Source organism: Paracoccus yeei ATCC BAA-599 (assembly GCF_000622145.1).
Classification (GTDB): domain Bacteria; phylum Pseudomonadota; class Alphaproteobacteria; order Rhodobacterales; family Rhodobacteraceae; genus Paracoccus; species Paracoccus yeei.
Genome location: NZ_JHWH01000009.1, coordinates 151,230 through 177,634 on the forward strand (window position 1 = coordinate 151,230; position 26,405 = coordinate 177,634).

The window sequence follows — 26,405 nt, forward strand, 5'->3', positions numbered from 1 at the left end:
TCAGCGGCCTTTCGTGGAAGAAGCCCGGTTGTTCATGGCGACGAACCCGCCAAGCATTTCAGCGCCCATGTAAAGCAGCGTCAGCGTCAGCCCGGCGGCAAGGCCGGTGGCGATGTCGCCCGCCGAGGCAGCCCGGCCCTGCGCCAGCAGCGCGCCCGCGCCAAGCGCCAGCGCCGTCAGGACGCCGTTGCGCGCGACCGTCGCCCAGCCGATGCGCTGCTTCATGCCGTTGCGGAAACAGCCGCAGTCGATCTGGGTCCGGCCGCGCAGCACGTTGACTGCGATGGCCAGGCCAAAGACAGCCAGCAGGGCGGCGGCGACCAGCGCCGCGGGGCGCGCCAGCGGGCCGATCAGCAGCCCGGCGGCGATGGCCATCTCGACCACCGGCAGCACCATCGCGACCGGCCGCGCCAGACCGTCGGGCAGCAGGCGGAAATTGCGCACCACGCCGTGGAATTCGTCGATGGCGGTCAGCTTCGACAGCGCGGCGGTCAGGAACAGCGCGGCCAGAAAGCTGCGCAGCGTCCAGACGACCAGAGGCTCGTGCAGGATGGCGGACAGCATCTCAGGACCCCATGTCATGGGTGGTCAGGATCTGCGGGCCGCGGCCCAGATGCGTGACCTTGCGCAGCTCCTTGCCCGTGCCGGCGTCGAAGATATGCAGCGTCTGCGTGCCGGCGGACAGGGCGTAAAGCAGCGGCTCGGCATCCTGGCTGACGTTGATCGAGTCGATCTCGTGGCCCAGTTCGATCTTGCTGATGCGCTCGCCCGTGGCCGCATCGAGGACCACCACGAACCGGCTGGCCGTCTTGTGGCGCCACTGGTCGCGTTGGTCGACCAGCAGGAAGATGCGGTCCGAGGCGCGGTGATAGGCGGTCTGCTGCCAGCCGCCGGGACGCCAGTTGTCGGCGCGCTCGGCCTCGGTCAGGGCCTCGACGGGCTCGCGGAACGTGGCCTTTTCCTCGGTCAGGTCGATCTGGAAGATCTTGCCGGTATAGGTCGGCCAGACCAGCCGCCCGGCCCGCTTCGAATAGGCGGGATGGTTGATCAGCAGCTCGTCCTCGGCGTGGAAGACCTCGGTGTTGGTGATCTTGGGCTCGGTCTCGGCGATGTCCACGCGCGCCAGGCTGCCGTCGCGGCAGTTCATGTAGAACACCGTCGGCGAGGCCGGGAAGATGTGATAGCAGTCCGGCACATCGACCATGCGGTCGAATTTCTTGCCTTCCAGATCGACGATGCCGACCGCCGGCGCGGGCGAGAACTGATAGAACAACAGCTTCTTCTTGTCCGGCGTCAGCGCGTTCATCCACTGATAGGTCCCGATCAGGAAGCGCGCATCCTTGGGCAGTTCGATATCCGCCGTCGGCTCGAAGGTCTCGGGGTCGAAGACCTCGACGTAATCGGTGCGGGTGCCGCGCGCGATGCGTGAAAAGACCGTGCTGGCCTGGGCGATGAACGAACCGTCGTCCGCGACCAGGGGCTGGGGCAGGAAGCCCCCGTCCGTGATGCCGACCACGCGGCCGGTTTCGCCGTCGATGGCGAATTGCTGGGTGATCGCGGCGAAATGCGCCGGGTCCTGGACATAGACGCGGCGGGCGTCGGGCTTGGGCGCGTTCAGCACCACCGGCTCGTCGGCCTGGCCCTCGGCCAGCAGGCGCGCGGCCTCGGCGGCGGCGCGCTGGCCATCGGTCTGGGCGTCCTGCGCCGCGGCCGCGCCAAGCGCAAGGCCCGAGGCCATGGCGACCGTGCCTAGAAAGGTCAGGTATCCGGGGATGGGTCTGCTGCTAGAAGCCATGGTTTCCTCCGTGTGATGGCTCCCCGGGCCCCGGCGACAGGTCGGGGGCCGAGCATGAAAGGGGTCGGGAAAGGGGGGCCGGCGTCAGGCCAGCGCGAGGACGGCAAAGCCCGCCCCCAGCGCCGTCAGGATCGCGCCGTCGCAGATTGCCGCGCGTTCCTGGTGCCGGCCAAGCCAGGCCTGGATCGCATAATCGGTCACCGGGAACAGGTTCACCGCGACCGGCAGGAAGCGTCCCAGGTTGAAGATGGCCACGATGGCGATGGCCTCGGCGAAATTCCCGGTCAGGATGGCGGCGGCGGTCGCCAGATACAGCAGCGGCGTCTGCACATAGGTCAGGTAATCCAGCCCCAGCGACAGTCCGTAAAGCCCGCCCACGACCCATTTCGGGAACCGCTGGCGCGCGTCATGGGGCACCTGCGCCCGGCGCTGCGGATAGGGCACACGCAGGAAATCCAGCTGATGGGCGCCATAGACCAGCCCGATCAGCGCCAGAACCGCAAGGCCCGGGCCCGTGGCCAGGCCCGAGAACCCCAGCAGGGCCCCGATGCCACCCAGAAGCGCCCCGAGCGCCAGCGCCCCCACCGCATAGCCCGCGCCATGCGCGGCAAAAGTCGGCATCCAGTCCCGCAGCGCCCGCAGCCCCCTGCCGGTCGGCCTGAGCAGCGAGATCGAGGAATAGCCGCACGGCGACCAGGTCGACAGCAACCCGCCCGCAAAGGCCGCGGCGCCGATCACGCCCCACAATCCTGCGGCGAGGTCCGGCAGGCCCCTGAGGACCAGGCCGCCCGCGCCCCCCACAATCAGGCTGCTGCCCAAAACAAGGGCACGGCTGACCCGCGAATAGCTGTCGGGGAAAACCGTGCAATCCTGCACGCCAGCAACCTCGTCCTGCGAAATCCAAGTCACCTCACGCCTCCTCTCGTTCGGGACCCTTCGAAGGCCTGCCCGTCGCGATGGAATTGATATTCCGTCGAAAAGGCACACCTGACAGTCATGTGACAGTGCGTCCGCCGCCTTGAGTTCGGAACCCCTATTTCGGCAACCACGGGCTGCAAAAACGCACAGCTGCCTGCGGAATCACGCGTTCGGCCAGCAAATGTTGAAGGAAAACGATTTTCCAGTCAGGAAAAACTGCCCAAAAAACGGCTAGGAAAACTCGTTCTTTGGTAGCAGGTCTGCCGATTCCTCGCGCAGCGCGAACAGGGACGACAGCCATGCCGACAACCGCCGCGCGATCGGATCGTCGCGCAGCGAAGGCTGGGACAGCAGCCAGATGTCGCGCGAAACGCCGGTTTCGGTCACGCACAGGTCGGCCCGCCCGCGCAGGCCTCCGGCCATGGTCTCGGGCAGGACGCCCAGGGCGCGGCCGCTGGACAGGATCTCGCGCATCAGGTTCAGGCTCGAGGTTTCCAGCCGCGGGTTGCGGGTGCCGGCCTTGTGGAACAGGGCCTCCATCTCGGGCATTTCGATCAGCGCCTCGGGATAGGCGATCAGCAGCGGCTCGGGCACCGGCGCGCGGGGGCGCACCAGCACAAAGTCGATCTGCCCGATCCGCCGCATCAGGAACGAGCCCTGCTTGGGCCGGCCCAGGCGCAGGGCGAAATCGGCCTCCCACCGGGACATGTCGACGTTCTGGTCGGACGTGTCGATGCTGAGCGACAGGTCGGGCAGATCGGTCAGCAGCTGCGGCAACTGCGGGGCCAGCCAGTGTTCAGCGATGGCCGCGATGGTCGACAGGCGAAAGCGGCGCTGCGCAAGGTCGTGGCCGCGCAGCACGCGGCGTATTTCGTCGGCGGCCTTTTCCATGTCCTTGAGGCCGCGCAGGATTGCCATGCAGGCCTGCGTCGGCTGGCGCATGCCGTCCACCGCATCGAACAGGGTCAGCCCCATGTCCGTTTCCAGCCGGCCGATGCGGCGGCCCACCGTGGTTTCGTTGATCTGCAAAAGCCGCCCGGCCCGGGTGAACGAGCCGGTCTTGCAGACGGCGGAAACGATCCTGAAATCATCCCAGTTCATGCGGCCACCCTCCTGCCCGTCGCCAAGCGGGCCGACCGAAGCAGATAGGGCCTTGGCGGGCAATAGACCAGCGCCGCGAGACAGGCCCGGCCGCGCCCGGCCGCCTGGCTGCCGTCCTATCCCCCTGTCGCGGCGCCCGTGCCATAGCGCGCCATGCAGGTGGCCGGACCGCGCTGGGACAGGGCGGCCAGCCGCTGTTGCAGGGCGTCGCGCTTGCGCATTTCAGAGACGGGGTCGATGGGCACCCGCCTGCGCGGGCTGTCCAGGTCATAGCAGGTGCCATAGCCAAACCCGATGCCGCCGCCCCAGCCACGGCTCCTGAACCCACCCGCGCAGAAGCTGACGTTGCTGCGGCGCGCGCCGTCGTCCCAGGCATAGCCCCGGGCCAGGTTCTGGTTGACCTCGTTCAGAAGGCGCGAGACCTGGCGATATTCCGACGACACCTGCTGTTCGCATCGCTCCTGCGGCGTGCCGCATGAGGCCAGGGCAAGAAGCGTCGCGCAGGTGATGACAAGGCGGGTCATGGGCGGCATCCGTGTTGCCGGTCCATGCTACGCCAGAAGCCCAGGCCGGGCGAGTCCTTGTTCGCGGAATTGCCAAAGGTTGCATGCGGGGCCGGGGCGCCGGCCCGTCCGTCACCCCCTGCCCTGGATGCCCTCGGGCTGCTCGGACCCGGTTTCGCCGGGGGACCCGGGCTCCTCGCGTCGCTTCAGCCAGGCCAGCACGGGGGCGACGGCCAGCGACCAGTCGCGCGCCATGCGGGCGGCGTTCTGCGACACCTGCGCCAGCAGCGCGCGGTCGCTGTCGAGCGTCAGGATCATGTCGACGAAACTGTCCTCGCAGCCGGCCTCGGGCAGGATGAAGCCCGTGCTGCCGTGCTGGATCGCTTCCTCCATGGCGCCCACCTCGGTCGCCAGAACCACCACGCCGCAGCGCTGCGCCTCAAGCACCGACAGGGGCAGCCCCTCGTAATGCGACGGCAGCACCATGACATCCGCGTCGGCCAGCAGCAGGGTCAGCGCTTCCTGCCCGCGCACCGGGCCCAGCATCCGCGTCTGGCGCGGGAACGAGAACTCGGCCCGGGCTGCGTCCACGACCGAGCCGCCGGCGATCGTCAGGTTGATCCGGGGCGCGCGCAGCGCCAGCGCGTGATAGATCGACGACAGCCGGTGCACGCCCTTTTGCGGGTCCAGCCGGCCCATGAACAGCACGCGCAGGGGGGCTTGCGGGTCGCGCATGGCCCGCGTCTCCATCACCGCGCGGGCGGCGCCGGAAGGCAGGGGGTAGCCGGGCGCGTTCACCACCGCCATCAGCTTTTCGCGCGGCACGCCCTGCCCGTGCATCCAGACCCGCAGCGCCTCGGAGCAGGTCAGGATCAGGTCATAGGCATATTCATAGGCCAGGGCCAGCTTGGGCGGGCCATAGCTGCGACCATAGGTGCTGCGTTCCAGCAGGTGTTCGTGGTCGATCATGGTGATGCCGCGCCGGCGCAGCTGGTCGGCGACCTTGTGCAGCGCGCCGGAATGGGCGTTGACGATCACGTCCATCGACGACAGCAGGCCCATCAGGTCGGCCCGCTCCTGCGGATTGCCCCAGCTGGGTTCGGCCGTGCCCAGGAACTCGGTACCCGTCCAGTCGATGGCGCTGGCGTCGGGCATCCAGTTCACCGTCGCGAAGGCTTGCAGCGCCCAGCTGTCGGGATGGATCGGCCGGTCGCTGATGACGAACAGGTGGCAGCGATAGCCGTTCTGCGCCAGTTCGCGCGCCATCGAGGCCGCGACCTTTTCCACCCCGCCGAAGTCGAAGATCGGCAGGACAAAGCCCACATCCCGAAGCCCGGCCTGTTTCAGCAGCGGAAAGACCACCCCCCCGGCCGAGGGCTTGCGGGGGATTTCGACCGCCGTGGCGCGGTCCACCGCACCCCCCTGCGCGCGCCATTCCCAGGGCTGACCCAGGGCGGCGCGGAACCGGCTGCGCGCCAGTTGCAGCATGAAGCCGCGCAGCAGTTCCTGCGCGCTGGCCGTCCTGCGGTCCAGCCGGGCCATGTGCTCCAGCGCCATGCCCCAGCTGCGGACGCGAAAATCCGTCGGCGTATGGTCCAGCCGGCGCAACGCGTCCTCGGGGGCGGCCAGCAGGTCGCGCACCGCGGCCAGGTCGATCACCACCCCATCGGCCTGGCGGTCGGGGTTGCCCATGTCGCTGTCGATCCGATAGCCGGAGGTGGCGGGGTCCAGGAAGAACAGGTCAAGCTGGGGCCGCTCCCAGGCCCGGGTCCAGCGCCGCTCGGCGTTCCAGAAAAAGCTGTGCAGCAGCCGGTGGTCCTGCAGCCGGTCGGAAACCCCGTCGCGCAGGAACACCAGATAGGCCGGCGCGTGGTTGGCGAAGGGCTCGGCCAGATGCGCCATGATCTGCCGCTCAAGCTCGGCCAGGGTGATGTCGCGGCTTTGGCCAGGGTCGGTCTGCAGGCGCAGGGTGGCGCCCTCGCCCTCGATCACGGCAAAGCGGGGAAAGCGCGCGGCCTCGAGCGCCAGCAGCTTGGGGGTGTTGAACAGCCAGTCGTGCTTTTGTTCCAGGTGCCGGCGCAGTTCGGCGTCCAGGTCATGCGAATTGCTCAGCATGCTGACGGGGCGCTTGCGGTAAAGCAGCAGGGGCTGGGCGGCGGCCTGGCCGCGAAACCCCTTTTGGGCTGCCGACAGCCAGAAATCCCAATCCTCGTAGCCCCGCTTCATCGTCTCGTCGAAGCGGACGCCGGCGTCGAACACGCGGCGCCGGATCAGGCTGCCGGCCTCGCACAGGTTGATGCGAGCGTGGAACAGAAGGTCATACGCGCGTTCGGTGATATAGTGCCCGTCCTGGCCGAAGAAGTCGAAATCGGGATAGAACCAGTCGGCCTGCGGGGCGCTGTCCAGCAGCCGCCGCATGGCCGCGCCCGCGCCCGGTGCCAGCATGTTGTCGGCGTCCAGCAGAAAGATCGCGTCCAGGTCCGGGTCGCGCCGCAGGGCGGCGGCGATGCCGCGGTTGCGCGCCGCGCTGAGGCCCCCGTTGGTGCAGTGCAGGACCAGCATCCGGTCGCCCAGCACCGCCTGCCAGTCGGCCAGGCTTTCGCGGGTTTCGGCATAGGCGCAGCCGTCGTCGACGGCGATCACGCGCTGGATCGCGCCCGTCGCGATCTCGCGGTGGGCCGAGGCGAGGGCGTCGTCCAGCAGGACCGGATGGCCCTTGATCGGGACCACGACGCTGATGACGGGGGGCCTGGCCTGCGGGGCGCCGTCCTCCGGGGCGGGGGTCATGGCGCGGCTTCCCGCACCGGGCTGCTGTGACCCTGGGCTTCGTCCTGCGCCGCCGCACCGTCGCCGCGCGAGAAGCGGAAGCCCCGGAACAGGCCCCAGCTGAGGTCGTTCGGCACATCCGTCGCCAGCGACACGGCCATCAGGATGTCGGCCTTGCCGGTGATCGGCTCGACCGGGATGCAATGGGCCTGGCCCCAGCCGCGCGCCGGCAGGCCCGTGACCCAGGGGCCCAGGCGGCGCTGCCAGAAGCCGTCCTCGTCCACCCGGCCATGCGGGGCGACGCCGATGGCGAAGTTCAGGTTGGGCGCGCGGGCATGGCCCACCGTCACCAGGGCCGCGACATGCGACAGCCCCGCCAGATCCACGCCGCGGATGATCGCGCACACGGCCCCCTGGCGCGAGGGGTGGACAAAGATCGCATCCTCTTTCGACCAGAAATCGGTCGAGACATGGTCCTGGGCCGTCATGGGCAGCGCGAAAACCTCGGGCCGGGGCAGGGCCGAAGGCAGCACGAATTCCGCCCGGCGGATCGTGGTCGTGCCGCCGCCGGTAAAGGCCGGGGTGCAGGCGGGCAGGCGCACGCCGCCCAGCGACTGCCAGACCCGCAGGGCCAGCGTTTCCTCGGGCGCGGTGCCGGCCGAGATCCCGGCGCGGAACCGCGGGTCGGGCACCGGCAGGCCCAGGCCGATGGTCAGGTCCTCGCCGCCCGTCCAGGCCAGGCGCAGCCGGCAATCGCGGCCGACGCCGGCGACGGGCTCGTCCAGGACAAACCGCACCCAGCCCGTCTCGATCCCCATGTCGGGGATGGCGGCATAAAGGACATGCGCCTGGCCCGAGGCATCGCGGATTTCCGCGGCCAGATCGCCGATCTGCGGCAGCACGACCTGCGGGAACCACAGGTCGATGGCCGACAGGCTGACCGCGTTCAGGGGCAGCGCCTGTTCGACGGATTGTCCGGGTTCAAGCACCAGCATCCGGCCGGTGGGCGGCCAGGCCAGGGTGCTGACCAGCTGCGGGTTGCCCAGGCTGTAAAGCAGGTTCTCGATTTCGCGCAGGCGGGTCGTGGTGGTCAGGCTGTCGGCGCGAAACTGCGCGGCGATGGCCCGCGCCTCGCCGGTACGGCGATGGGCTGCGGCGACCTCGTCCGCGAAAATCCCCAGCAGGGTCGCGCAGGCGGCTTCGGGTCGGGCGGGATCCAGCTCGACGATCATGGCCTGGGCATCCGGGCCCTCGGCCAGGGCCGCACGCATCGTCTCGGCGTGGCCGGCCAGTGCCACCGCCGCCAGGGCGGGCCGCGAAACCGGACCGTCGCGTCGGGCCGAAATGTCAGCCAATGCGATGGATTCAAGTGTCACGTTCTTGGGCAGAAGAGCGCGGACCATATCCTGCACGCGCTCATCGACAACAAACGAGATCATGGACCAATTACCCTGCAGTCTGCAATTATCCGTCTAAGGATTGTCAATCTAGCACATAGTCTGCCCGTGGCGAGGGGGCGTGACGCCTCCTCTCCGGCTGAACCGTTGCCTAGCGGCAAATCGTCGACGGCGCCAGAGGGCCAGTCACGAAACCGTGCGGTTCCGAACCACGGCGACCGTCCGATCAGGGGGCGATGCTTGACCTAGTGCCGCAAGCTGCGGGCCAGCACCGCCTCGACCGCCTGGCGGTCCATCGGTTCGCCCAGGAAATCGTGCATGCCGCGGATATAGTCGGGCCCCGAGACCAGCCCTTCGTAGTCCAGCATCATCGCGCAGTCGGGATGGGCCGCGGCATAGGCCAGAAACAGCTGCTCGGCCTGGCGCAACTGGGCAAAGACCTTTTCGCGCGGCTGCTTTGCCCACCAGCTGGACTTGGCGACCGCCTCGTGGTTGCGGCGCTGGAACAGGAAGCGCGCCTTGGGAAAGACGGTGCGCATGATGTCGAGGTGGTCGCGGAAAAAGGCCGCGTCCTCGTGAAAGCGGATCTCTTTGAAGCCGCTGACCCGGCAATCCTTGGGCGGCCGCAGCACCTGGCGCACGAAAAGATCCATCAGGGCCAGGCTGAACTGGTCGGGATCGACCTTTTCGGCGCCCGCCCAGGGGTCCCAGGGCTTGCCCAGGATGGGTTTCAGATAGGGCCGCCGTTCGTCGCGGGGCTTTTCCAGGTCCTCGCGGCGCCAGCGGAACATCTCGTGTTCGCGCACCAGGTGGATGGCCTTGGCGAACAGATGGGTCAGGTTCGCATTCTCGCCCCGGATGGCGTAGCCGGGGATCGCGTTCAGCAGGTTCTGCGTCAGGGTCGAGCCCGAGCGTCCATAGGTGACGACGAACACGTACCCCCCCTGCGGGGCGTAAAGATGGCGATAGGCTGGCATTCCTGGACGACTCCTGGGGCAGGGGGCCGCGCGGGCCCGGGTCCAGCCTTAGCCCAACGCGCGGCCTGTCGAAAGACCGGGACCCTTCGTCAGGCAGTCAGGCGCTGCTTCAGCGCGGCGATGCGGCGGTCGTGGCGCGCCAGCGCCTCGGGCCCGCCTTCCAGCAGGATGTCGTCGCGCAGCTCCTGGGTGAACAGCGCCTCGGCCCGGGCCAGGCTGATGCCGCGCCCCTCGTGCATCTGGACAAAGCTGTCGGCCTTGCGCAGGAAGCGTTCGCCGACATGGACCGGGTGATAGACCATCCCGTTCGGCGTCATCCCGGCAATGCGACGATGCGACATGGGCGCGCCTTCGCGATAGGTTTCGGGGGTGGACAGGCGCCGGCCCATGCCGTTCAGGCCGCGGCAGCGAAAGCCGCCTTCGTTCAGCAGCGTCGCCATGAAGGATTCGTCGTTCGGCCAGCGCCGCGCCGGGTCCTGGGCCTGGGTTTCGGCAAAGCCCTGGGACATGCGGCGCCGCGCCGCCAGCGCATGGTCCAGCGCCTTGCGGCTGGCGGCCACGATCGAGAAGTTGCAGGCGTGGACGCGGGGGCTGAAGGGCAGCATGACCGCGTGCCAGTTCCAGTTCGGGCCGGCCTCGTGCATCATGAAGGCCAGGAAATCCACGCCGGGATCGGCGAACAGGTCGAAGAACTCGCGCGCTTCGGCAAAGTTCAGCCGCACGTCGTATTCGACCAGCCAGTAACGGTCGTAATGGGGCAGCGCCTGCATCCCGACGTAAAGGAAGTAATCGCCGCAGAGCCAGCCGAAGTTCTTGGGCGTGTGCAGGCCCATCGCCTCGACATGGGCGCGGTCCAGGCCGATCTTGGCGCGGCCCTTGCCGACGTCGACAGGCCCGCCCCCTTCTTCGCAGATCAGCGCCACGTCGCGTCCCGAGGTTTCGCGCAGATAGTCGCAGAAGCTGCGCGTGGCCTCGTCAAAGATATGGGTCCGCAGCAAGACAAGTTCGCGCATCGCGATGCTCCCGCAATTTGGCATTTCCAGGGTCAAGCTCTAGGCAGGAAAGCGGGCGCGGGCAAGCTGCGGGCGGTTGCGGCGCCGGGCTGTGGCCGGCCGGGCACGCGGGCCTGCACAGCCGCAGGTTGCCCGTGGCCCTGGGCGGGAAGCTTTGGTATCGCAGCGCCGATTCCGGCGCTTGGTCCCGCATCGGGGCCAGCAAGCCGCAAGGAATGATGTCTGGCGAGGACCTGCGGTGGCGTTCAGTGCGGATAAGGACCGGGAAATCATCAAGGCGCTGGCCCCGGCCGGGTATTACATGGGAATCCGGATCCGCCAGTCCAAGGCGGATCTGGTGTTCAACACCTATCCCCCCGAATGGCAGGAGCGGTATGCCGCCATGTCCTATCGGCTGCGCGACCCGACCATCGCCTGGGGCTTTGCCAACAACGGCGCCGCACGGTGGAGCGCGCTGGCCCATCTGGATACCGCGGGGATCTTTGCCGATGCGGCGGCCCACGGCCTGAAGCATGGCCTGGTCATCGGGACGGGCGAGATCAAGGCGCGCACCCTTGCGGGCTTTGCGCGGCCGGACCGGCCCTTCGCGCGCGACGAGATCGAATGGCTGCAGGATGCCGTGCAGCGGCTGCACACCCGCAACCTGCCGCAGTCGATCACCTTTCGCGAATTGCAGGCGCTGCGGCTGGTCGCCGCGGGCAAGCCCTATGCGATTGCCGCGCATATGCTGGGCATCTCGACGGGCGCGCTGCGGGCCCGCCTGACCTCGGTGCGCAGCCGGCTGGGCGCCCCCACCATCCCCGAGGCGATCCAGGTCGCGCGGCGGCGCAATATCGTCTAGGGCCGGCCATCCTGTCGGACCTGTTGTGCAGCATGAAATAATGCGATACCCACAATTCATGTGCAGCAGAAATAAATTTGATCCACACCGGGGGCGCAGGTGATGCCCGTGTCGCATTCCCGCACCGCGCAGGTCGCCTATCAGGACCTGCTGCGGTTGCATCTGGACGAGGGGGCCTCTGCGCTTCTGGGCAGCGTCGAGGAGCGGCACAGGAACGGCCGGACCTATCTTTACGACCGTTTTCGCCTGGGGTCCGAGATGAAAAGCCGCTATCTGGGCGAGGGCACGCCCGAACTGCGCGAGCGTCTGGCCCGTGCTGCTGCCCTGCGCGCCGATGCGGATGCGCGCCACGACCGGATGGCGCGGCTGGCGCGCATCCTGCGGGCCGAGGGCATGATCGCCACGGACCGCGACACCGGCTCGATGCTGCTGGCCTTTGCCCGGGCGGGGGTGTTCCGGCTGGGCGGCACGCTGGTCGGAACGGCGGCCTATGCGCTGTATCAGGGCGAACTGGGCGTGCGCTTCGACACCGAGGAGCTGGCCCGGACCGGGGACATAGACCTGGCGAGCTTTCATCGGCTGTCGGTCGCGCTGGACGACCGGGTCGAGGAGACCCCGGACGACATCCTGCGCGCACTGAAGTTCGACCCGGTGCCGGGCGTGGGCGACCGCCAGGTCTGGAAATGGCGCCAGGGCCGGGGCGAGGCGATGGTCGAGTTCCTGACCCCCGCCTTTGGTCAGGAACAGGTCAAGCCGCTGCCGGCGCTGGGGGTCAGCGCGCAGGCGCTGAACTATCTGAACTTCCTGATCGCCGAGCCGATCCCGGCGGTCGCCCTGTACCGCTCGGGGGTGCTGGTGCAGATCCCCCGGCCCGAACGCTTTGCCATCCACAAGCTGATCGTGGCCGACCGCAGGCGCGGCGGGCCCGACCAGGCCAAGGCGCGCAAGGACCGGGGCCAGGCTGCCTTTCTGGTCCAGGTCCTGGCCGAGGACCGGCCCGAGGACCTGCGCGACGCCTATCGCGATGCCCTGTCGCGGGGCCCGCGCTGGCGGGCCCGGATCGGGGCAAGCCTGGCGCGCATGCCACAGACGGACGAAATCCTGCGCGGGCTTGGCTGAAGGGCGGCACGGGCCAGCGCCGCCCCCAGGGGCTCAGACCAGCAGACCCACGAAGCGCAGCATGGCCTTGAGGCTGTCGATGGGCTCGGCCGGGCGGAACAGGCTGGGCGACCAGCGGTGCCCGCCGATCCGGGCGTTCCAATAGGACGAGGCATCGTGCACCACCAGCCCGACCAGCGTGTTGGCGACCAGATGGCTGCCCAGAGGACCCAGATGGTTGCCGCCCGTCAGCTCGGCCTCGCGCAGGACATAGAACCAGGCCGGGGTCGCGGCGTCCAGGCCAGGCGCCTGCAGGAACGCGCGCCCCTCGCGCACCTGCTCGGGCGTCAGGATCGGGATCGGGCGGTACAACCCCGTCGCGTTGATCGCCTCGGCCATGGCCTGACCCGAGGGCAGGTTCAGCCGATAGCCGCGCCGCAGGTTGCGCTGCGCCAGCCGCTTCATGACGGCGGGATTGGCGGGTTCGTTCAGCAGGTCCGCCAGCGGCGGGGCCAGATGGGTGTCGATCTTGCGCGCGGAATGGGCCGGGCTTTCGGCATGGACGAAGCGTTCCCATTCGATCACCCAGTTCCCCGGCAGCGCGGTCTTGGGATCGGCGGTCAGCGGCGAGGGCATGCGCCCGTTGCCGGTGAACTCGAACAGCTGCTGGAAGGTCGCGAACGGGGTCAGCTGGGTCGAGCCCGCGACGGCCGTGCCGAAGAAGCGGTTGTGGTCATAGGCCCCGCGCACCATCGAATGGCCAAAGCGGAAGCCCGCGACCGAAAACTCCAGCGGCATCGGCAGCTGGTCGGGGTCGGCGGGCCGGTTCGCGTCGTGGAACTCGGCATAAAGCGGCGCGCCCGTGGCCAGCACCTCGTCCAGCACGTTGCCCGCGCAGATCGCCGGCAGATACTGGTGCAGAACCAGCCATTGGTAATGAAAGCGCGTCGCTTGACGCGCGGCGTCGAAATCGCCCAGCACGTCCACGAAACAGTTGTGCAGCCGCAGGAAGGCGACATGCAACTGGGCGACCAGCAGGTTTTCGTCGTTGCGCCCGTCGCCGATGATGGCGCGGGTGCGGATCGGCCCCGCGCTATCCACGAAGTTCGCCCGCAACGCAGGATCGAGCGCGTTCAGTTCGGCCTCGGTGATCTCGCCACGATCCAGCAGAAAGCCCAGCCGCAGCAGGTCGGCGGCGGGGTCGGCGGGCAGCGGCGGACGGCCGCCGCCGGAATCGGCCGTCATCCCCAGCCGCATCTTGTCGGTCAGGGTCGGGTGCCGCATCAGCCGCGCCAGCTTGGTGGCAAAGGGCCCCTGGCCGGGCTTGTCACCATAAAGGCTGTCCAGTCCCAGCGACCCGTCGCGCAGGTTGCCCAGGCCCGCCTCGACCGTGCCGCGGTCCATGGGGTGGATGTCGCCCGCAATTTCGGACAGGCCGACGACCTCGCGGTCGGTATTGGCAGTGATGTCGTGGTCGATGAACTGCCCGAAATAGGTCAGGATCGGGGGCAGCGCGCTTTCCGAAGGGCCGGGCGCCTCGGTCGCCATGCTGTCGGCCAGGGCATCCAGCGCGGCCAGCGCCTGCGGGCCGGTCGGTATCCCGGCCGCGTTGCGGAACAGATAGCGAAAGGCCCCGGGCGCGGTGGCCGAGCGCATGGCCCGTTCCAGGGCAAGGCCCCGGGTCGTCCCCCGGGTTTCGTCCACCACGGCGTCGATCGGGATGACCCCGGCCTCGGTCTGGGCGGCTTCGACTGCGGTTGCGCCGCGCGAACGCGTGCTGTCGGCGGCGATTGGCTGAAGGGGGGCGCTGTCCTGGACGACATGCATCCCGTGGCTAAGCGAAAAGAGCATGACAATACTCCGTCAACTGGTCATCGAACTATGGGGATGCCGTGGCGAAGAAATCCGCCATGCGGCGTTGCCTGTCTTTATGGAAAATGTCTTGGGCGCAGTATAATCCCGCGCCGCGGGAAATGGCCGGCGCGAGTCGTTTCAGATTTCCGGAAAATATCACGAAAGCGGCCCTTGAGCCAAGAATATCGGCGGGATGGGCCGGACCCACCGGATTTGCAGTTTCATTTCAAAAGGATTTTTTGGAACGGTGGCCCGCAGTTGCATTATGGCACGGGGTTGCAACCATTCAGGATTGTCTTGCCTCTGCCTTGAAGGAAACGTCCTTCCTGAATGGATTTTCCCGCCGGGTTTTTTCAACGTGGCAGGGGCTTGCCGTCCGGCCCCTGGCGCCCTTGTCGCAGCAGCGGCAATCCCTTGTTGCCTTGACGTTGCGTCATCCTTACAGAGCATAGCCAGCGCGCGCCGCCGGGGTCCGGGGCGCGGCTTTGTTCTGGTAGAGCGGGGGGCACGACGGCCATGCTGGACCTGACCGACATTCGCGGCACGCTGCGCGCGCATTACGACCTGGAACCCTCGCTGGCGCTCGCCGAGGCGATGTCGGACATCCACGCCCGCATGGGCCGGGTGATGCCGATGGTCGACTGGGCCATTCACGCGCCCTATGTCCGCGCCATCAACGAGTTGAAAAGGCAGCGCAACGCCGTCGTGCTGGCGCATAACTACATGACGCCGCAGATCTATCACGGCATCGCCGACGTGGTGGGCGACAGCCTGCACCTGGCGATCAAGGCGACCGAGGTCGAGGCCGATGTGATCGTGCAATGCGGCGTGCATTTCATGGCCGAGACCTCGAAGATCCTGAACCCGCAAAAGACCGTGCTGATGCCGGACATGGAGGCCGGCTGTTCGCTGGCCGAAAGCATCACCGCCGCAGGCATCGCCGAGATGCGCGCGCGCTATCCGGGCGCGCCGGTGGTCAGCTATGTCAACACCACCGCCGAGGTGAAGGCCGCGTCCGACATCTGCTGCACCAGCGCCAACGCGGTGCAGATCGTTTCGGCGATGGAGAGCGATACCATCATCATGACGCCCGACAAATGGCTGGCGCAGAACGTGGCGCTGAAGGTGCCGCACAAGCGGGTGGTCTGGTGGGACGGCGCCTGCATCGTGCATGAACAGTTCACGGCCCAGGACCTGCGCGACTTCCGCGACTGGAACCCGGGGCTGAAGATCATCGCCCATCCCGAATGCCCGCCCGAGGTGGTGGCCGAGGCGGATTACGCCGGCTCGACCGCGAATATCCAGGATTGGGTGACGGCCGAGCAGCCCAAGCAGGTCATGCTGGTGACGGAATGTTCAATGGCCTCGAACATCTCGGACGCGAACCCGGAGGTCGAGTTTCTGGGCCCCTGCAACATGTGCCCCTATATGCAGAAGATCACGCTGGAAAAGGTGCTGTGGTCGCTGCATTCCATGACCGGCGTGGTCGAGGTCGACCCAGGCGTCGCCGAACCGGCCCGCCGTGCCGTGCAGCGCATGATCGACCTGTCGCGCAGGCTGGCGGGATGACGGCGCTTGCCACCGGGCGCATCGTCATCCTGGGCGCGGGGCTTGCGGCGCTGTCGGCCGCGCTGCGTCTGGCGCCGCGCCCGGTGCTGGTCGTCTCGCCCGATCCCCTGGGGCAGGGGGCCAGCTCGGCCTGGGCGCAGGGCGGGGTGGCGGCGGCGATGGACCCCGCCGACAGCCCCGAGGCCCATGCCGCGGACACGCTGCGCGCCGGTGCCGGCCTGGTCGAGGCCGAGGTGGCGCGGCTGGTGACGGGGGCCGCGCCCGACCACATCCGCGACCTGACGGCCCTTGGCGCGCCCTTCGACCGCACGGAAACCGGGGCCTATGTGCTGTCGCGCGAGGCCGCGCATTCCGCATCCCGCGTGGTCCGGGTCGGGGGCGACAGCGCAGGGGCGGAAATCATGCGGGCGATGGTGGCGGCGGTACGGCGTGCGCCTTCGGTCCAGGTGCTGGAAGGGGCGATGGCCACGGGGCTGGAAACGCGCGCCGGCCGCGTCATCGGCGTCCGGCTGATGCGGACCCCGGCCTCGGCCCAGGTCGTGCTGCACGCGCCGGCGGTGCTGCTGGCGGCCGGCGGCGTCGGCGGGCTTTACGCGCTGACGACGAATCCGCCCCGCATCGCAGGCCAGGCGGTCGGCATGGCCGCCCGGGCAGGCGCGGTGATTGCCGATGCCGAATTCGTGCAGTTCCACCCGACCGCGATGGACGTGGGCCTGGACCCCGCGCCCCTGGCGACCGAAGCCCTGCGGGGCGAGGGCGCGCATCTGGTCAATGCTCAGGGCGTGCGCTTCATGCTGGCCGTGCACCCCGATGCCGAGCTTGCGCCGCGCGACGTGGTGGCCCGTGCCGTCTATCTGCAGGCGCAGGCGGGGCTGCGGCCGGCGCTTGACACCCGGCATTGCCTGGGGCCGCGGATCCTGACGGAATTCCCGGCGGTGGCGGCTGCCTGTGCCCGGGCGGGGATCGACCCCACCCGCGCGCCGATCCCGGTCGCCGCTGCGGCGCATTACCACATGGGCGGGGTCGAAAGCGACCGCGACGGGCGCAGCAGCCTGCCCGGTCTGTGGGTCTGCGGCGAGGCGGCCTCGACCGGGCTGCACGGCGCGAACCGCCTTGCCTCGAACGGGCTGCTCGAGGCGCTGGTCTTTGCGGCGCGCGCGGCGGCGTCGATCGGGGCCGAGGTCGCGGCGGGGGACCACGCCCGGGTTGTCCTGCCCGAACTGGCCGATGCCCCGCCGCCCGACCCGGCGCTGGTCCGGCGCCTGCGCCAGGCGATGACGGCGGGGGCGGGCGTCGTGCGCGACGCGGCGGGGCTGGCCGCCTGCCTGCACGAGATCGCGGCCATCGAGGCGGCCCAGCCCGATTGCGCGCCCCTGGGCAACATGACCGCCACCGCGACGCTGATCTGCGCCGCCGCCCTTGCCCGGCGCGAAAGCCGCGGCGCGCATTGCCGCAGCGATCATCCCGACACCCATCCCGCCGGCCGGCGCAGCCGCATGACCCTGGCCGAGGCCCGTGCCAGCCAGAAGGAAACCGCATGACCCCGTTCCCCGACATGATCCTTGAGCCCTTGGTCCGCGCCGCCCTGCTCGAGGACCTGGGCACCTATGGCGACCTGACCACGCGCACGGTCATTGCGCCCGGCACCCGCTATGCCGCCCGGATCGTCGCGCGCGAGGCGGGCGTCGCTTCGGGGATGCAGCTTGCGGCCATCGCCTTCCGGCTGGTCGATCCGGCGCTGGCCTTGCAGATCCTGGTTCCCGACGGCACCCGCTTTGACAAGGGCCAGACCCTGGCCGAGGTCGCGGGCGACGCCGCCGCCATCCTGTCGGCCGAGCGGGTGGCGCTGAACTTTGCCGGCAGGCTGTGCGGCATCGCGACCCGGACGGCGGATTTCGTCGCGCAGGCGGCCGGAACGAAGGCGCGGATCACCTGCACGCGCAAGACCACCCCGGGCCTGCGCCTGGTCGAAAAGCAGGCCGTGCTGCACGGCGGCGGCTTCAACCACCGCTTCAGCCTGTCGGACGCGATCCTGATCAAGGACAACCACATCGCGGCGGCGGGCGGCATTCGGCCCGTCCTGCAGGCGGTCAAGGCCCGCGCCTCGCACATGATCCGGGTCGAGATCGAGGTCGACCGGCTGGACCAGCTGGCCGAAGCCCTGGACGAGGGCGGCGCCGACGTCGTGCTGCTGGACAACATGGACACGCCCACGCTGCGAAACGCGGTCGGCATGGTCGCGGGCCGGCTGGTCACCGAGGCCTCGGGCAACATGCGGCTGGACCGCATCGCCGAGGTCGCCGCGACGGGGGTGGATTACATCTCGGTCGGGGCGCTGACCCATTCGGCGCCGGTGCTGGACCTGGGGCTGGACGTTTCCGAATAAGGAACAGCCCGATCAGCTGCGTACGCGGGCCGACCTGGGGTCGTAAAGCGGGGACAGGCTGGCCTCGGCCGGGACGATGCGGCCGGCAACGTCGATGCTGTAGTCGGCGGCCAGCATCTCCTCGGGCGTCTCGTCCGGGCGGCAGGGCACATAGCCGAGGCCGATGGCCGCGCCAAGCGCATGGCCGTAGTTGCCCGAGGTAAGCTGGCCCACGATCCTGCCATCGCGCAGGATGGGTTCGTTGTGAAACAGCAGCGGTCCAGGGTCGCGCAGCCGGAACTGGACCAGGCGGCGCCCCAGCCCCGCGTCGCGCTTTCTCAGCACGGCATCGCGGCCGATGAAATCGCCCTTGCGGGTCTTGACGGCAAAGCCCAAGCCCGCCTCCAGCACGTGATCCTCGTCGGTGATGTCATGGCCGAAATGGCGATAGGCCTTTTCAATGCGGCATGAATCCATGGCGTGCAGGCCGCATAGCGTCAGCCCGACCTGTTCGCCCGCCTCGACCAGAGTCTCGAACACATGCGCGGCCTGGTCGGTCGGGACGTAAAGCTCCCACCCGAGTTCGCCCACATAGGTCACGCGATGGGCCCGGGCCAGGCCCATGCCGATCTCGATGTCGCGGGCCGTGCCGAAGGGATGCGCCGCGTTCGAGAAATCGTTGGGCGAGACCAGCGACAAAAGCGCGCGCGAGCGCGGGCCCATCAGCGGCAGCACAGCCTCGGCTGCGGTGATGTCGGTGATGACCGCCCATTCGTCGCCCAGATGCCGGCGCAGCCAGGCCAGGTCCCGCTGCAAGGTGGCGCCGGGCACCACCAGCAGGAAGGCCGTTTCCGACAGCCGGGTCACGGTCAGGTCCGACTCGATGCCGCCGCGCGCGTTCAGCATCTGGCTATAGACGATGCGGCCCGCCGGCACCGCCATGTCGGCTGCGCAAAGCCGTTGCAGGAAGGCAAGCGCGTCGCGCCCCTCGACCCGGATCTTTCCGAAACTGGACATGTCCAGCAGGCCCACGCCCTCGCGCAGGGCCATATGCTCGGCGCGCTGGTTGTCGAACCAGTTCTGGCGCTGCCAGGAATAGCGGTATTCGCGGGGCTGGCCTTCACGCGCGAACCAGTTGGCCCGTTCCCAGCCCGCGACCTCGCCAAAAACGGCGCCGCGTGCCTTCAGATGCCCATGCAGGGGCGAGCGGCGGATGCCGCGCGCCGTGGCCATCTGCCGATAGGGGAAATGGTCGGCGTAAAGCAGGCCCAGCGTTTCGGTCACGCGTTCCTTCAGATAGTGGCGGTTCTTCTGGAAGGGTTGGGCGCGGCGGATATCGACCTCCCACAGGTCGAAGGGGGGCTCGCCGTCGGCCATCCACTGCGCCAGCGCCATGCCCGCCCCGCCCGAGGACGCGATGCCGATGGAATTATAGCCCGCCGCGACCCAATAGCCTTTCAGCTCCGGCGCCTCGCCCAGATAATAGCGGTCATCGGGGGTGAAGCTTTCGGGACCGTTGAAGAAGGTATGGATCCCCGCCTGCGCCAGCAGCGGCATGCGGGCGATGGCCTTTTCCAGGATCGGTTCGAAATGGTCGAAATCCTCGGGCAACTGGTCAAAGCAAAAATCCTCGGGGATGCCCGCCATGCCCCAGGGCTTTGCCCTGGGTTCGAACGCACCCAGCAGGATCTTGCCCGCGTCCTCCTTGTAATAGGCGCATTCGTCGGGGACGCGCAGCACGGGAAGCCGGGCAAGTTCGGGAATGGTTTCGGTAACGATATAGAAATGCTCGCAGGCGTGCAGCGGCAGGGTGACATCGTTCTGGGCGGCCAGATCGCGGCCCCACATGCCGCCGCAGTTCACCACGTTTTCGCAGGCAATATGGCCGCTTTCGCTGCCGCATGCCCAGTCGACACCGGACACGCGGCCGTTGGCGGTGGTGACGCGCGTGACCCTGACCTGCTCGACGATGCGGGCCCCGCGCATCCGTGCGCCCTTGGCCAGTGCCAGCGCGATATTGCCCGGATCGGCCTGCCCATCCAGCGGCAGGTGGACGCCCGCCACCACGTCCGAAACCTCCAGATGGGGGTAAAGCGCCAGCACTTCGCGCGGGGAAAGCTCGTTCACGTCCACGCCGAAGGCGCGGGCCAGGGCCGCCTGGCGCAGGATCTCCTCGCGCCGCTCCCCGGTCAGCGCGACGGTGATCGAGCCGCATTGCCGCAAGCCGGTCGCCAGCCCGGTTTCCGCCTCAAGCCGGGTGTAAAGATCGGCGGAATATTTCGCCAGCCGCGTCATGTTCTGGCTGGCGCGCAGCTGACCGATCAGCCCCGCCGCATGCCAGGTGGTGCCCGAGGTCAGCTGCTTGCGCTCGAGCAGCAGGATGTCGGTCCAGCCGAGCTGCGCCAGGTGATAGGCGACGGAACAGCCGGAAATGCCGCCTCCGATAATGACGACGCGGGCTTGGGTGGGCAGTTCGGCCATGGTGGGTGATCCGCTGTTGAACCGGGCAAGGGGCGCAGCCGCCCCGGGAGGAAAGGGGCAGGGCTGCGGCCGTCAAGCCGACTATTCACCGCGAAAGTGAAAAATCAATGGAAATTTTCATTTCAGAAAATTAGTATCACCACATTTCACATACTACGGCCACCCGCTGTTGAAATTTCATTCCAATCACGGCAGCCTGCGACCGTCCCCGAGGGAGAGCCGATGAACCATCATGTGGGTGAAGACATCCGGTCGCTGCGGAAATCACGCAACCTGCGGCTGGCCGAGCTTTCGGCCGCCGTCGGCCGCTCGGTCGGCTGGCTGAGCCAGGTCGAGCGCGGCCAGACGACCCCGTCGGTCCATGATCTGGGCGCCATCGCGAACCGGCTTGGCGTCAGCATCAGCTTCTTCTTTCGCTCATCCTCCCGCGCGCCCGAGGAACGCGGCCTGATCCTGCGCGCCGCGGACCGCATGGCCATCGGCACCCCGGAAAGCGGATTGACCGAGGAGTTGCTGTCGCCCGCGCTCAGCGGCTCGTTCGAGATGATCAAGTCGACCTTTGCCCCCCGCTCGGAAAGCGCCGCCGTCCGGCCCGCCGCCCCCCGCGAGGATGGCGGCGTGCTGATCTCGGGGCAGTTGCGGCTGACCATCGACGGCACCGCATTCGACCTGGCCCCCGGCGACAGCTTCCAGTTCGCCGGCAAGTCCTATGCCTGGCGCAATCCCGGCGATGAACCGGCGGTGGTCGTCTGGATCGTGGCGCCGCCCGTCTATTGATCGGGGACGATCACCATCTTGCCGACGAAGTCCGCGCCGCGGGCGGTGAAGCGGGTTTCGGCGTCGTGCAGGCGCGACAGCGGCAGGGTTTCGGCCAGCACCGGCTTCAGCCGGCCGTCGCGGATCCAGGCGATCAACTGCTCGGCCTCGGCCCGGGTGCCGTGCGAGACGCCAAAGATCTGCACCTGGTTCAGATAGATCAGCGTCCAGGGCAGGGGCGTGACATTGCCGCCGCCGGCCCCGGCAATGGACAGGCGCGGCGGGGTCCTGCGGGCGCGCAGGTCGCGGCACATGGCCTGGATCAGCGGCACCGTCATGGCGCCGCCGACCAGGTCCATCGCCGCGTCGATGGCGATGCCGGCAAGCGCCCGGGGCCAGTCGCCGCTGCGGTCCAGCACGGTCTCCGCCCCCAGCGCCTTCAGCGCATCCGCCTTGCCCGGGCTGGCGATCGCGTGCGGCACCGCCCCGATCACGCGGCACAGCTGGATCAGCGCCGTCCCGACCCCACCCGAGGCGCCCGTGACCAGCACATGTTCGCCCGCCGCGACGCCAGCCGAGGTCAGCATGTGATAGCCCGTCTGCCACGAACACAGGCCCAGCGTCGCCAATTCGGCATCCGACAGGTCGGGGTTCGGAATGTGGTGGAACTGGTCCGAGGGGAAGGCGCCGTATTCGGCATAGCCGCCATCGGCGCCATGCCCGTAATAGTCGGGCGCGAGGTTCAGGTCCCGCCGGGCATCGGGATAGATGTTGAAGTCCAGCAGGCCGCGTTCGCCGATCCGTTCGGGCGACACGTCTTTGCCCACCGCGACCACATGGCCCACGACATCCGCCCCCAGGATGCGGGGAAAGCGCAACGTGTCTCCGGCCATGGCGAATGATGTCACCGCGCCGTCGTCCGCGGTGGAGTAAAGCCCCTCGCGCACCTTGCGGTCGGTGTTGTTCTTGGCGCAGGCGGTGATGCGGACCAGAACCTCGCCCGCTTTCGGGACGGGCACCGGCCAGTCGGTGCGCCATTCCAGCCGGTCGATGCCGCCATGGCCCGTCAGGACCATGGCGCGCATCCTTTGCGGGATCTCAGCCACCGCAGACCTCGGCCAGGGCCTCGGCGGTGACGCCGACGATGGTGTCGGCCTCGGCCTCGGTCAGGCAGAGCGGCGGGGCAAAGCCCAGGATGTCGCCTTGCGGCATGGCGCGCGCGATCACGCCGCGCTTCAACATGGCGGCGACGACCTTGGCGCCCATTGCCTGGGCGGGATCGAAATGCCGGCGGGCGGTGCGGTCCACGACCAGTTCGACGGCGCACAGCATGCCCTCGCCCCGGATTTCGCCCACGTTCGGGTGATCGGCCAGCGCCGCCTGCATCTGCGCGTTCAGATAGGCGCCGGTGCGCGCGGCATTGCCGAGCAGGCCCAGTTCGTCGATCAGCTTGAGGTTGGCGATGCCGGCGGCCGCGCCAATGGGATGGGCGGAATAGGTCCAGCCGTGGCCCAGCACGCCGAATTCGTCGGCACCCTGCACCAGCACGTCCCACATCCTTTGCCCGACGATGCTGCCCGACAACGGCGCATAGGCCGAGGTCAGCCCCTTTGCGATGGTGATCAGGTCCGGCTTCAGCCCGTAATGGTCGCTGCCGAACATGCTGCCCAGTCGGCCGAACCCCGTCACCACCTCATCCGCGATCAGCAGGATGTCATGGCGCGCCAGCACCTTCTGAATGGCGTCCCAGTAACCGCGCGGGGGCGGCACGATGCCCCCCGTGCCCAGCACCGGCTCGCCGATGAAGGCGGCGATGGTGTCTGCGCCTTCGCGGGCGATCAGCTTGTCCAGTTCGTCGGCGCAATGGGCGCTGAACGCTTCCTCGGTCATGCCCGCGTCCTTGCGGCGGAAGTAGTAAGGCGCCTCGGTATGGATCACCTGCGCCAGCGGCAGGTCGAATTTCTTGTGGAACAGCTCCAGTCCCGTCAGCGAGCCCGTGACCAGCCCCGAGCCGTGATAGCCGCGCCAGCGCGAGATGATCTTCTTCTTCTGCGGCAGGCCGCGGATGTTGTTGTAATACCAGACAAGCTTGACGTTGGTTTCATTGGCGTCCGACCCGCCCAGGCCGAAATAGACCCGCGCCATGCCTTCGGGCGCGCGCTCCATCACCATCTTTGCCAGCGTGATCGACGCCTCGGAGCCGTGCCCGGCATAGGCGTGGTAATAGGCCAGTTCGCGCGCTTGCGCGGCGATGGCCTCGCTGATCTCGGTCCGGCCATAGCCCACGTTCACGCAGTAAAGCCCGGCAAAGCCGTCCAGCAGGCGATTGCCGTCGCGATCGGTGATATGGACGCCCTCACCCCCCGTCACGATGCGCTGCGGCGCCTCGCCCCGCGCGAATTGCGCCAGGTTGGTCGAGGGGTGCATGAAATTCTCGCGGTCCCATTTCGCAAGCTCGTCATTGGTCAGCATGGTGTCTCCTTTCAGGGCGCTGCTCATGACTGGCTCCAGTCGCGGCAGACGTATTTGATGTCGGTGAAGGCCTCGAGCCCATGGCGCGAGCCTTCGCGGGCCAGGCCCGACTGCTTCATGCCACCAAAGGGGATCGGCGCGCCGGTGACCTTGGTGCGGTTGACGGCAACCATGCCGAACTCCAGCGCGCGCGACAGGCGATAGATGCGGCGCGGGTCCTGGCTGTGCAGATAGGCGACCAGCCCGTATTCGGTGGCGTTCGCGATGGCGATGGCCTCGGCTTCGTCGTCGAAGGGGGCGATGGCGGCGACCGGGCCGAAGGTTTCCTCGTGAAAGATCAGCGCGTCGCGCGGCACGTCGGCCAGCACGGTCGGCTGATAGAACAGCGGCCCCTGCGGATCGCGCTGTCCGCCCGTCAGCAGGCGCGCGCCGCGGGCCAGGGCATCGGCGACGTGTTCCTCCTGCTTGGCTATGGCGGCCTCGTTCATCAGGGGGCCGAGGTCGCGGTCCTCGACGCCCGGGCCCAGGGTCAGGGCGCGGGTGCGGGCGGCAAAGCCTTTGCAAAAGGCGTCATAGACCGGGCGTTCGACCAGGAAGCGGTTGGCCCCCAGGCAGTCCTGGCCCGAGGTCGCGAACTTGGCCTTGATCGCCTCGTCCAGCGCCTGGTCCAGGTCGGCCTCGGCAAAGACGATGAAGGGGGCGTGGCCGCCCAGTTCCAGCACCAGCCGCTTGACCGTATCCGAGGACTGCCGGTAAAGCAGCTTGCCCACGCGGGTCGAACCGGTAAAGGACAGCGCCCGCACCCGCGCATCCTGGCACCAGGCGCCCACGATCTCGGGCGCGTCGCCCGTCACCACGTTGAACACGCCCGGCAGAAAGCCCGCGCGCTGCGCCAGTTCCGCCAAGGCCAGCGCCGACAGCGGCGTTTCGGCCGAGGGGTGGACGACCACCGTGCAGCCCGCCGCCAGCGCGGCGGCGGCCTTGCGGGTGATCATCGCGCAGGGGAAATTCCAGGGCGTGACCAGGGCTGCGACGCCCACGGGTTCGCGCCACAGTTCCATCTCGGCCGTGGCCAGATGCGAGGTGACGCTTTCGATGTTCGGGCGGCGCGCCTCTTCGGCATAGAATTCGATGAAGCTGGCGGCATAGTCGATCTCGCCCCGCGCTTCGGACAGCGGCTTGCCCTGTTCGGCGGTCATGATCCGGGCCAGGTCCTCGCGCGCGTCCTGCACCAGGTGGAACCAGCGCTGCAGGATGGCGGCGCGGTCCTGCGGCAGGCGCCAGGCCCAGTCGTGAAAGGCGGCCTGGGCCACATCGACGGCGGCGCGGGCGGCATCGGCGTCCAGCCGCGCCACCTGCGCAATGGTCTGGCCCGTGGCGGGGTCGGTCACGGCAAAGCGCCGCGCGGCGCCCTGCCACTGGCCGCCGACATGGGCATCGGCGCGGATCAGCGCGGGGTCGGCAACGAAGGAAGGAAGGTCCAGCATCTCATGCCTCGATTTCCACGCCGACGACTGCCACGCAGTCGCCGGGCTTGACGATTCCGGGAAAATGCCGGGCCATGAACAGGCCCGCGCGGTTGACCGTGACCGTGACCGGGGCGATGCCGGTGCGGGTCATCGGATAGATGCGGGCGATGGGCTGGCCCTGTTCGACGCTGTCGCCCAGGTCGGCCAGGAATTCGATCAGCCCGCCGTCCTCGGCAAAGGTGAAGCAATCGGCGTCGGGCATGTCCAGCCATTGCGTCGGCTGGGCCCGGACCTCGCCCCGCATCGCGCCGGCGGCGATCAGCAGGTTCCGCAGGCCGCGCTTGGCGATGCCCGCCGTGCGCGCGGTCGCTGTGCCGCCGCCGCCCAGTTCGGTGGTGACAAAGATCTTGCCCATCTCCTCGGCGGCGGTGTCGTACATGCCGACGGCGTCGATTTCCAGCATCCTGACCGACCAGGGTGCCCCGAAGGCCCGCACCAGGTCGAAGCTCTGCCCCTCCTGCCGCTTGTCGGGCAGGATATGGGCGGCGCAATAGGGCAGGAAGTCCAGCGTCCGGCCGCCCGAATGGAAATCCACCACCACATCGGCCATGGGCAGCAGAACCCGCTGGAAGTAGTCGGCGATCTTCTGCGTCACCGTGCCGTCGGGACGCCCCGGAAAGCTGCGGTTCAGGTTGCCCCGGTCGATGGGCGAGGTGCGCGTGCCCGCCCCGAAGGCCGGATAGTTCATTGCCGGCACGATGATGATCCGGCCGGTCACGTCCTCGGCCCGGATGGTCGCGGCCAGGTCGAACAATGCGATCGGGCCTTCGTATTCGTCGCCGTGGTTCGCCCCGGTCAGCAGGGCGGTCGGGCCTTCGCCATTGTTGACCACGGTGATGGGGGTCATGATCGACCCCCAGGCCGCGTCGTCGCGCGAATAGGGCAGGCGCAGGAAGCCGTGGCTGACCCCGGGCGCCGAGAAATCCACCGTCGCCGTGATGGGCGACGGCGTCAGCTGCATCTGCAACAT

Annotated in this window: 21 protein-coding genes; 6 read left to right on the plus strand and 15 right to left on the minus strand. The window is 68.6% G+C overall.

The window, feature by feature from the left end:
* The 9 genes from BU28_RS0106855 to BU28_RS0106895 all read right to left on the minus strand — a co-directional run bounded on the left by BU28_RS0106855 (position 1) and on the right by BU28_RS0106895 (position 10,470).
* Entirely contained in the window at positions 1 to 564 is a 564-nt protein-coding gene (locus tag BU28_RS0106855; protein WP_036762205.1) for a MauE/DoxX family redox-associated membrane protein, read from the minus strand.
* Position 565: 1 nt separating this feature from the next.
* Positions 566 to 1,795: a methylamine dehydrogenase (amicyanin) large subunit gene (gene mauB / locus BU28_RS0106860; RefSeq protein WP_028718816.1), complete on the minus strand. Its 1,230-nt coding sequence runs from the start codon at positions 1,793 to 1,795 to the stop codon at positions 566 to 568.
* An 84-nt stretch (positions 1,796 to 1,879) separates the two neighbouring features.
* Positions 1,880 to 2,704 carry a hypothetical protein gene (locus BU28_RS0106865; RefSeq protein ID WP_028718817.1) on the minus strand — a complete coding sequence of 275 codons (825 nt, stop codon included), beginning with the start codon at positions 2,702 to 2,704 and terminating at the stop codon, positions 1,880 to 1,882.
* A gap of 240 nt (positions 2,705 to 2,944) precedes the next feature.
* Positions 2,945 to 3,814: a LysR family transcriptional regulator gene (locus BU28_RS0106870; protein WP_028718818.1), complete on the minus strand. Its 870-nt coding sequence runs from the start codon at positions 3,812 to 3,814 to the stop codon at positions 2,945 to 2,947.
* A 116-nt stretch (positions 3,815 to 3,930) separates the two neighbouring features.
* Complete coding sequence (locus BU28_RS22255; RefSeq protein ID WP_233145077.1) at positions 3,931 to 4,338, minus strand: hypothetical protein; 408 nt, start codon at positions 4,336 to 4,338, stop codon at positions 3,931 to 3,933.
* A 111-nt stretch (positions 4,339 to 4,449) separates the two neighbouring features.
* Positions 4,450 to 7,104, minus strand: a complete 2,655-nt coding sequence (locus tag BU28_RS22260) for a glycosyltransferase (RefSeq protein ID WP_051577917.1) — start codon at positions 7,102 to 7,104, stop codon at positions 4,450 to 4,452.
* A complete protein-coding gene (locus tag BU28_RS22265) occupies positions 7,101 to 8,522 on the minus strand; it encodes a DUF6212 domain-containing protein (RefSeq protein WP_198945027.1) in 1,422 nt (473 codons plus the stop codon). Before BU28_RS22265 ends, BU28_RS22260 begins: the two co-directional genes overlap by 4 nt.
* 203 nt (positions 8,523 to 8,725) lie before the next feature.
* Positions 8,726 to 9,457 carry a sulfotransferase gene (locus tag BU28_RS0106890; protein WP_028718819.1) on the minus strand — a complete coding sequence of 244 codons (732 nt, stop codon included), beginning with the start codon at positions 9,455 to 9,457 and terminating at the stop codon, positions 8,726 to 8,728.
* An 89-nt stretch (positions 9,458 to 9,546) separates the two neighbouring features.
* Positions 9,547 to 10,470, minus strand: a complete 924-nt coding sequence (locus BU28_RS0106895; protein WP_028718820.1) for a hypothetical protein — start codon at positions 10,468 to 10,470, stop codon at positions 9,547 to 9,549.
* 238 nt (positions 10,471 to 10,708) lie between these two features.
* On the opposite strand from BU28_RS0106895, the gene BU28_RS0106900 reads away from it, so the two are divergent.
* Together BU28_RS0106900 and BU28_RS0106905 are read left to right on the plus strand one after the other, a co-directional pair.
* Positions 10,709 to 11,311, plus strand: a complete 603-nt coding sequence (locus tag BU28_RS0106900) for an autoinducer binding domain-containing protein (protein ID WP_028718821.1) — start codon at positions 10,709 to 10,711, stop codon at positions 11,309 to 11,311.
* A 102-nt stretch (positions 11,312 to 11,413) separates the two neighbouring features.
* Positions 11,414 to 12,430 (plus strand): nucleotidyltransferase family protein, encoded by a 1,017-nt coding sequence (locus BU28_RS0106905; protein ID WP_028718822.1) that lies wholly within the window; start codon positions 11,414 to 11,416, stop codon positions 12,428 to 12,430.
* Between the two features lie 33 nt (positions 12,431 to 12,463).
* Here BU28_RS0106905 and BU28_RS22270 read toward each other — a convergent pair whose 3' ends face one another.
* On the minus strand, positions 12,464 to 14,260 hold the full coding sequence (locus BU28_RS22270; RefSeq protein ID WP_051577926.1) for a peroxidase family protein: 1,797 nt from the start codon (positions 14,258 to 14,260) through the stop codon (positions 12,464 to 12,466).
* Positions 14,261 to 14,779: 519 nt separating this feature from the next.
* Between BU28_RS22270 and nadA the strand changes: the two genes are divergently transcribed.
* The 3 genes from nadA to nadC are packed head-to-tail and all read left to right on the plus strand — an operon-like array spanning position 14,780 to position 18,218.
* Positions 14,780 to 15,832, plus strand: coding sequence for a quinolinate synthase NadA (nadA, locus tag BU28_RS0106915; protein ID WP_028718823.1), 1,053 nt, complete (start codon positions 14,780 to 14,782; stop codon positions 15,830 to 15,832).
* Complete coding sequence (locus BU28_RS0106920; protein ID WP_028718824.1) at positions 15,829 to 17,373, plus strand: L-aspartate oxidase; 1,545 nt, start codon at positions 15,829 to 15,831, stop codon at positions 17,371 to 17,373. Before nadA ends, BU28_RS0106920 begins: the two co-directional genes overlap by 4 nt.
* Positions 17,370 to 18,218: a carboxylating nicotinate-nucleotide diphosphorylase gene (gene nadC / locus BU28_RS0106925; RefSeq protein WP_028718825.1), complete on the plus strand. Its 849-nt coding sequence runs from the start codon at positions 17,370 to 17,372 to the stop codon at positions 18,216 to 18,218. Before BU28_RS0106920 ends, nadC begins: the two co-directional genes overlap by 4 nt.
* A 12-nt stretch (positions 18,219 to 18,230) precedes the next feature.
* Here nadC and BU28_RS0106930 read toward each other — a convergent pair whose 3' ends face one another.
* Positions 18,231 to 20,678, minus strand: coding sequence for a GcvT family protein (locus tag BU28_RS0106930; RefSeq protein WP_028718826.1), 2,448 nt, complete (start codon positions 20,676 to 20,678; stop codon positions 18,231 to 18,233).
* Positions 20,679 to 20,900: 222 nt separating this feature from the next.
* Between BU28_RS0106930 and BU28_RS0106935 the strand changes: the two genes are divergently transcribed.
* Positions 20,901 to 21,455, plus strand: a complete 555-nt coding sequence (locus BU28_RS0106935) for a helix-turn-helix domain-containing protein (RefSeq protein WP_028718827.1) — start codon at positions 20,901 to 20,903, stop codon at positions 21,453 to 21,455.
* On the opposite strand, the gene BU28_RS0106940 is transcribed toward BU28_RS0106935, so the two are convergent.
* From BU28_RS0106940 to doeB, 4 genes are read right to left on the minus strand one after another with little or no spacing between them, the layout of a single operon-like run.
* Positions 21,449 to 22,510 (minus strand): alcohol dehydrogenase catalytic domain-containing protein, encoded by a 1,062-nt coding sequence (locus BU28_RS0106940; RefSeq protein ID WP_051577935.1) that lies wholly within the window; start codon positions 22,508 to 22,510, stop codon positions 21,449 to 21,451. The genes BU28_RS0106935 and BU28_RS0106940 overlap by 7 nt on opposite strands.
* Positions 22,511 to 22,532: 22 nt before the next feature.
* Positions 22,533 to 23,906, minus strand: coding sequence for an aspartate aminotransferase family protein (locus BU28_RS0106945; RefSeq protein WP_028718829.1), 1,374 nt, complete (start codon positions 23,904 to 23,906; stop codon positions 22,533 to 22,535).
* 23 nt (positions 23,907 to 23,929) lie between these two features.
* Positions 23,930 to 25,393 carry an NAD-dependent succinate-semialdehyde dehydrogenase gene (locus BU28_RS0106950; protein WP_028718830.1) on the minus strand — a complete coding sequence of 488 codons (1,464 nt, stop codon included), beginning with the start codon at positions 25,391 to 25,393 and terminating at the stop codon, positions 23,930 to 23,932.
* 1 nt (position 25,394) lies between these two features.
* Positions 25,395 to 26,405, minus strand: a complete 1,011-nt coding sequence (gene doeB, locus BU28_RS0106955; RefSeq protein WP_028718831.1) for a N(2)-acetyl-L-2,4-diaminobutanoate deacetylase DoeB — start codon at positions 26,403 to 26,405, stop codon at positions 25,395 to 25,397.